Below are 6,994 nucleotides of genomic sequence, written 5' to 3'. Positions count from 1 at the left end.
CGGACCTCGTCCTTGAACAGTTCCCGCAGGGGCTCCACCAGCTTCAGCTTCATGAAGTCCGGCAGGCCGCCGACGTTGTGGTGGCTCTTGATCACCGCCGACGGACCGCCGCGCGCCGAGACGCTTTCGATGACGTCCGGATAGAGGGTGCCCTGGGCCAGGAAGGCGGCGCCCTCCACCTTGGCGGCTTCCCGGTCGAAAATCTCCACGAACACCCGCCCGATGGTCTTGCGCTTGGTCTCCGGGTCGCTGACGCCGGCCAGCTGTCCAAGAAATTCATCAGCCGCATCAACGTGTATCAGCGGAATGTTGTAGTGATCGCGGAACATGGTGACCACCTGGTCGGCCTCGTTCAACCGCAGCAGGCCGGTGTCCACGAAGACGCAGGTGAGCTGCGCGCCGATGGCCTCGTGCAGCAGCACCGCCACCACCGATGAGTCCACCCCGCCCGACAGGCCGCAGATCACCCGGCCCTCGCCCACCTGCTCGCGGACCTTGGCCACCATCTCCTGACGGAAGGCGGCCATCGTCCAGTCGCCCTTCAACCCGGCGATCCTATGGGTGAAGTTGCGCAGCATCAGGGCGCCGCGCGGGGTGTGCGCCACCTCGGGGTGGAACTGGACGCCATAGAACCGGCGGCCCTCGTCGGCGATCACCGCATAGGGGCTGCCCTCAGACGCCGCCACCACCTCGAACCCCAGTGGGATGGCGGTGATCTTGTCCCCGTGGCTCATCCAGACAGTTTCGCGCGCGCCCACCTCGCCCAGGCCGGCCAGCAGCGGGCTTTCCCGCTCGATGAGGATCTCCGCGCGGCCGAACTCGCGCGCGTGGCCGCCCTCCACCGCCCCGCCCAGTTCGGCGCACATGGTCATCTCGCCGTAGCAGATGCCCAGGACCGGCGCCCCCAGGTCGAAGATCCGCTTGGGCGCCGCCGGGCTCTGCGCCTCGTGCACGCTGGCCGGGCCACCGGAGAGGATCACCGCCTTCGGCGCGAAGGCGTCGAGCATGGCGTCCACCTTGTCGTAGGGGTGGATTTCGCAGAACACACCGCTCTCGCGCAGCCGGCGCGCGATCAGCTGGGTCACCTGGCTGCCGAAGTCGACAATCAGCACGCGTTCGTGGTCTTCGGCCGGCTCGGTCATGGGGCTCCGTTAGCGAAAGTCGGGCGCCGCGTCATGGCGTGCGCACCAGTACGGCGACGAAAAAGCCGTCGGTCCCCGAGGTTCTCGGCGACAGGCGCAGGTAGCCTTCCGGCGACAGGCGCCCGACGAGCTTCGGGTCGTCTGTGGTGGGAGCCACGGTGAAGCCCTCGCGTCGGCCCAGGAAGGCCGCCACCCGGTCCTCATTCTCCTCCGGCAGCACCGAGCAGGTCACATAGACCATGCGCCCGCCGGGCTTCACGTAGTCCGCCCCTGAGTCCAGCACCTGGTCCTGGTCGGCCAGGCGGCGCTCCAGGGTCTCCGGCGTCAGCCGCCACTTGGTGTCGGGATGGCGACGCCAAGAGCCCGTGCCGCTGCAGGGCGCGTCGATGAACACCACCTCCATGCGGCCTTCCAGGCCCTTCAGGGCGTCGGGATTGATCGGCGAGCGGACCTGCAGGTTGCGCACCCCTGCCCGATCAGCCCGGCGGATGGTGTCGGCGAGCCGGCGCGCGTCACTGTCATAGGCGTAGATCTGGCCGGTGTTGCCCATGTCGCTGGCCAGCGCGAGGGTCTTGCCGCCGCCGCCGGCACAGAGGTCGAGCACCTGCTTGCCCTTGACCTCGCCGGCGCAGGACGCCGCGATCTGTGAGCCCAGGTCCTGCACCTCGAACCAACCCTTGGAGAACTGCGGGATTGCCTCCACTGCGCCGCTGCGCGCCGTGGGATCGAGGGCGGGCATCCGCAGCGCGGTGGGCAGCGCGTCGGTGGCTTCAGCCAGCAGCGGCGCCAAAGCCTTCAGCGCCCGGGCGGGGTCGGTCTTCAGAAGATTGACCCGCAGGTCCACCGGCGCCCGCTCGGAGAGCGCCTGGCCCTCCGCCGCGCGATCGCCGCCGAACACCCGGGCCAGCGAGGCGTCGAGCCAGTCGGGATAGTCGCCGCGCACGGCATCGGGCGCCTGCGCCAAGGGGCGGGGATTGGCGAACGCCGCCAGTTCGGCCTCGGTCAGCGCCCCCGGCCCGTGGGGTTCCTCGGCCGCCGCCTCGGCGATCCGCGCCTGCGGCCAGTCCCACAGGAAGCGCAAAGCGGCCAGCGCCGTCGCCCGCGGGGTCTCCTCGCCCATCCGCCAGGCTAGCGATCGGCGCCTTCGCAGGACGTCGAGCACCAGGCCGGACACCCAGGCGCGGTCCTTGGCGCCCGCATAGCGCGCGCCCTCGCCCCAGGCCTTCAACGCCAGCCGGACCGGCCTGTGGCGGGTCTCGATCTCCGTCAGAACATCGATGGCCGCCCCGAGGCGCCCGGCGTCACGCAAAGGCTGAACTCATATGAACAGGGCCGCGACCACCATGATCACGCCCACAAGGCTGACAACCCAAACGAGCGTCCTGATCCGCGGGATGCCCGAGGCGTAGAGCGGCACGTAGAGGGCGCGGGCGATCACATAGAGCGCCGCGCCCCAGAGGGTAAGCGACCCTGTCTTTCCGGCCAGCACCGCGGCCAGCACCGCGGCGGCGAAGAACGGGAAGGTCTCCATGAAATTCCAGAAGGCCCGGTCGAGGCGCGCAGCGACCCCGGTGATCGGCATGGGATCGTCCCGGGGTCCCGCCGCCCACACCAGGTTCTGCTGCCCGCGGGCCGCGAAGGCCGCCCAGCCCAGCTGCACCAACCCCACGATCACCGCCGCCGCCAGCAGCTTCAGTTCCAAGGCCACCGTATCCATCTGCGCGTCCCCCTGAGCGCCGCCGCAGCCGGGATGGCCTTGGGCGGCGCGGTCGTTCCCTCGAAAAAGCTATACCGGACTTGGGTAGTTCGGAGCCTCGCGGGTGATCATCACGTCGTGAACATGGCTCTCGCGCAGGCCCGCGCCGGTGATGCGGATGAACCGGGCCCGCTCGCGGAAGGCGGCCAGGTCGCTGGCCCCCACGTAGCCCATGGCCGCGCGAAGGCCTCCCACCATCTGGTGCAGGATCGGCGCGATCGGGCCCTTGTAGGCCACCTGGCCCTCGATCCCTTCGGGGACCAGCTTCAGGGCGTCGGAGACTTCCTTCTGGAAATACCGGTCGGCGGAACCCCTCGACATGGCGCCCAGGGACCCCATCCCGCGGTAGGCCTTGTAGGAGCGGCCCTGGTAGAGGAACACCTCGCCGGGCGCCTCGTCGACGCCGGCGAACACCGAGCCCATCATCGCCACCGACGCCCCCATGGCCAACGCCTTGGCCAGGTCGCCAGAGTATTTGATCCCGCCGTCGGCGACGATCGGCACGTCGCTATCCCGGGCCGCGCGCACCGCGTCGGCGATGGCGGTCAGTTGCGGCACGCCCACCCCAGCCACGATGCGGGTGGTGCAGATGGAGCCCGGGCCGATGCCCACCTTCACCGCGTCGGCCCCGGCCGCGATCAGGGCGCGGGCGCCGTCATAGGTGGCGACGTTGCCGGCGACGATCTGCACACGGTTGGTCTCGCGCTTGATGCGGGCCACCGCCTTGGCCACGTCGGCGTTGTGGCCGTGGGCGGTGTCGATCACCACCACGTCCACCCCGGCGTCCACCATGGCCATGGAGCGCTCGTAGCCCGTGTCGCCGACCGTGGAGGCGGCGCCCACCAGCAGGCGGCCTTGCGCGTCCTTGGCGGCGGCCGGATGGGCCTCGGCCTTCTCCATGTCCTTGACCGTGATCAGGCCCACCGCGCGGTAGTCATCGTCAACCACGATCAGCCGCTCGATCTTGTGCCGGCGCAGCAGCTCGCGGACCTCAGCCTGGCTGACCCCCTCCTTCACAGTCACAAGATTTTCGTGAGTCATCAGGGCCTTGGCGGGAACATCTGCACTGCCTTCAAAACGCATGTCGCGGTTCGTCAGGATGCCGCAGAGCCGCCCGGTCACCGGGTCCACCACTGGGAATCCGGAGATCTTGCGCCTGGCCTTGATCTCGCGGATCTCGCTGAGCGGGGTCTCCGGATTGATGGTCAGGGGGTTGATGACCATGCCGCTTTCGTAGCGCTTCACCTCGCGCACCTGGTCGGCCTGTTCCTCGACGGTGAGGTTGCGGTGCAGGACCCCCAGACCGCCATTCTGGGCCATGGCGATGGCCAGCCGGCTCTCGGTGACGGTGTCCATGGCGGCGGACACCAGCGGTATGTTCAGATTGATCTCTCGCGTGAACCGGGTCGCGACATCCACCTGGGTGGGCATCACATCGGACGGGCCGGGTTCTAGCAAAACATCGTCGAAGGTGAGCCCTTCGCGAATCTCCATGGAGACACCTCGTTTTGCGGGCGCGGTATCCCCTTGATGGGGGCTGGTGTCAACGCGGGCGGGGAAAAAGGCGGGTCAGCGCCCCTTCAACCCGGTGGCCACGATGTAGACCTCCGAGGAGTCTGCTCGGCTGGCCTTCGGCTTGACGTTCTTCACCTCGGTGAAGGCGCGCTTGAGGTCGCCCATGACGTAGTGGGTCTCGCCGCCCTGGAAGGCCTTGGTGACGAAGGCGCCGCCGGGTTTCAGCACGTCGATGGCGAAGGCAGCTGCGATCTCGATCAGGCCCATGATCCTCAGGTGGTCGGTGCGCCGGTGACCCACCGTGTTGGGGGCCATGTCGGAGAGCACCACGTCGGGCGCCCCGCCGAGCAGCTCCATGAGCATCGGCCCGCAGGCCGGGTCGGTGAAGTCCATCTGCAGGATGTGGGCCGGCGGCAACGGGTCGACCGGCAGCAGGTCGACGCCGACGATCTGGGTGACGCCACGCTCGAGGGCCACCTGGGTCCAGCCGCCGGGCGCCAGGCCCAGGTCGACCACCCGCGCGCCGGGCCTCAGCAGGCGGAAGCGGTCGTCCATCTCGGTGAGCTTGTAGGCCGCGCGGCTGCGATAGCCGTGGGCGCGGGCCTGGGCCGAGAACGGATCGTTGATCTGCCGCTCCAGCCAGGCCTGTTGGGAGGGCGTGCGCTTCCAGGCGGTCTTCAGGCGAGCCGGCTTGGTGCGGCCCTCCTCCGTCCCGCCGGAGGGCAACTTGACCATGCGCTTGCGGGGCGGTTCGTCGCTCATGCCGCGGCGCCCTGGACCTGGGGATCGCGCCGCGCGCCGCGCCGCCGGCGCCGGCGGCGGCCCTGCCGTTCGGCCATCAGGGACAGCAGGATGCCTTCGCGCAGCCCCCGGTCGGCGACCCGCACCCGGCTGCAGGGCCACAGTTCCTGCACAGCCTGCAGGATCGCCGCACCAGCCAGCACCAAGTCGGCGCGGTCGGGGCCGATACACGGCTGGTCGGCCCGTTCCTTCGGACCCAGCGCCAGCAGGCGGCCGGCGGCGGCGTCGCACTGCGCCCGGGTCATCCAGATGCCGTCCACCTGGTTGCGGTCGTAGCGCGGCAGATTGAGGTGCAGTCCTGCCAGGCTGGTGATCGCGCCCGAAGTGCCGATCAGGTGGGCCCGGTCGGCGTCGAACACTTCACGCAGGCCGTCAGCCCGGGGAAAGGCGGCGATCTCGCTCTTGACGGTGTCGACCATGGCCCGGAACCAGCCCTCGGTGGCGCTCTCGCCCTCCGGGAAGCGCTCGGCAAGGGTGACCACCCCGATGGGCACCGAGAGCCAGGCCCGCAGCGGCGGCGTGCCGGTCGGCGGAGCGCCTTTCAGGTCAACCCAGGAAAGCTCGGTCGAGCCGCCGCCCACGTCCACCACCAGGGCCGCGTCGGCGGTCCGGTCCAGCAGGTTCAGGCAGCCGGCCACCGACAGGCGCGCTTCCTCCTGCGGGCTGATGATCTGCAGGTTGAGCCCGGTCTCCTCCTCCACCCGGTCGAGGAAAGCCTGGCCGTTCTCGGCCATCCGGCAGGCCTGGGTGGCGATGGCGCGCAGGCGCAGCACCTTGCGGCGGCGCACCTTCTCGGCGCTGACCTTCAGGGCGGCCAGGGCGCGGTCCATGGCGGCCTCCGAGAGCCGCCCGCTCTGGGTCAGGCCCTCGCCCAAGCGCACGATGCGGGAATAGGCCTCCACCACGCGAAATCCCGCGCCGGCGGGCGTGGCGATCAGCAGGCGGCAATTGTTGGTGCCCAGGTCCAGCGCGGCATAGCACGCGGGTTCGTTCATCGGCCCGGCCCGGTCACGCACCGGGGCGCCGGGCGCGCTCGGCGCCTCAGTCATGGACTGCTATCCGTCCTGGCAGGCCCGCCCGTCCGCGCGCCTCATTTCCAGTCGACTGTAGCAAGTTCGGCCGATCGCAGGAAGCGCGGCCTTGAATGCAGGTTTCTGATCGTTACGTTCACCTTCCAGTCAGGTGAAGGGATGTAGATTCGGCTCATGAACACGCGACTCGCCAAATTTGCGATCGGCCAAGTCGTCCGGCACCGGGTCTATCCCTTCCGTGGCGTCATCTTCGATGTCGATCCGCAGTTCGCCAACACCGAGGAATACTGGCTGTCGATTCCGGAACACATCCGGCCCGGCAAGGACCAACCGTTCTACCACCTGCTCGCCGAGAACGATGAGAGCGCCTACGTGGCCTACGTCTCGGAACAGAACCTGCTGCCGGACGACACCGGCCAGCCGGTCGGCCACCCGCAGGCGACCCAGATCTTCGAGTCGTTCCGCGAGGGCCAGTACAAGCTTCGGCCCCGGATCAGCCACTAGGCGCAATGTTTTGCTGCCCGCCCCAGCTTTGGGCGGCAAGTCCGAACGGAACTTCCGCGCGGAGCGGTCCATTCTCGCTGGCATGAGCGCCGACGGCTTCACCACGGGTCCCCCGCTCGGAGCGCGGGTCGACTGGACCATCGACCAGGGCTGGGAGAGCTACAGCCAGGCGGAGCATGACGTCTGGCTCACGCTCTATGAGCGCCAGGCCGCCCTCCTGCCCGGCCGCGCCTGCGATCCCTTCC

Annotated in this window: 7 protein-coding genes and 1 pseudogene; 2 read left to right on the top strand and 6 right to left on the bottom strand. The window is 69.4% G+C overall.

Annotated features, from left to right (window positions below; all coding sequences use genetic code 11):
* The 6 genes from guaA to ACLL81_RS01565 all read right to left on the bottom strand — a co-directional run.
* The coding region (gene guaA, locus ACLL81_RS01590; RefSeq protein ID WP_411286593.1) for a glutamine-hydrolyzing GMP synthase at window positions 1-1,142 on the bottom strand (1,142 nt) is incomplete at its 3' end.
* Between the two features lie 31 nt (window positions 1,143-1,173).
* On the bottom strand, window positions 1,174-2,451 hold the full coding sequence (locus tag ACLL81_RS01585) for an RsmB/NOP family class I SAM-dependent RNA methyltransferase (protein ID WP_411286592.1): 1,278 nt from the start codon (window positions 2,449-2,451) through the stop codon (window positions 1,174-1,176).
* A 9-nt stretch (window positions 2,452-2,460) separates the two neighbouring features.
* A complete protein-coding gene (locus ACLL81_RS01580) occupies window positions 2,461-2,859 on the bottom strand; it encodes an MAPEG family protein (RefSeq protein WP_411286591.1) in 399 nt (132 codons plus the stop codon).
* A gap of 69 nt (window positions 2,860-2,928) precedes the next feature.
* On the bottom strand, window positions 2,929-4,392 hold the full coding sequence (gene guaB, locus ACLL81_RS01575) for an IMP dehydrogenase (protein WP_411286590.1): 1,464 nt from the start codon (window positions 4,390-4,392) through the stop codon (window positions 2,929-2,931).
* A 75-nt stretch (window positions 4,393-4,467) separates the two neighbouring features.
* The gene (locus tag ACLL81_RS01570; RefSeq protein ID WP_411286589.1) at window positions 4,468-5,175 is read right to left on the bottom strand and encodes an RlmE family RNA methyltransferase; all 708 of its coding nucleotides are present in this window, start codon (window positions 5,173-5,175) and stop codon (window positions 4,468-4,470) included.
* Window positions 5,172-6,263 (bottom strand): Ppx/GppA phosphatase family protein, encoded by a 1,092-nt coding sequence (locus ACLL81_RS01565; protein WP_411286588.1) that lies wholly within the window; start codon window positions 6,261-6,263, stop codon window positions 5,172-5,174. Before ACLL81_RS01565 ends, ACLL81_RS01570 begins: the two co-directional genes overlap by 4 nt.
* 156 nt (window positions 6,264-6,419) lie before the next feature.
* On the opposite strand from ACLL81_RS01565, the gene hspQ reads away from it, so the two are divergent.
* Together hspQ and ACLL81_RS01555 are read left to right on the top strand one after the other, a co-directional pair.
* Window positions 6,420-6,749: a heat shock protein HspQ gene (hspQ, locus tag ACLL81_RS01560; protein ID WP_411286587.1), complete on the top strand. Its 330-nt coding sequence runs from the start codon at window positions 6,420-6,422 to the stop codon at window positions 6,747-6,749.
* A gap of 82 nt (window positions 6,750-6,831) precedes the next feature.
* A pseudogene (locus ACLL81_RS01555) lies at window positions 6,832-6,994 on the top strand (phenylalanine 4-monooxygenase); the annotation flags it as partial.

The organism is Phenylobacterium sp. (assembly GCF_046590535.1).
Taxonomy (GTDB): domain Bacteria; phylum Pseudomonadota; class Alphaproteobacteria; order Caulobacterales; family Caulobacteraceae; genus Phenylobacterium.
This window is presented reverse-complemented; position numbering and strand designations above follow the sequence as displayed.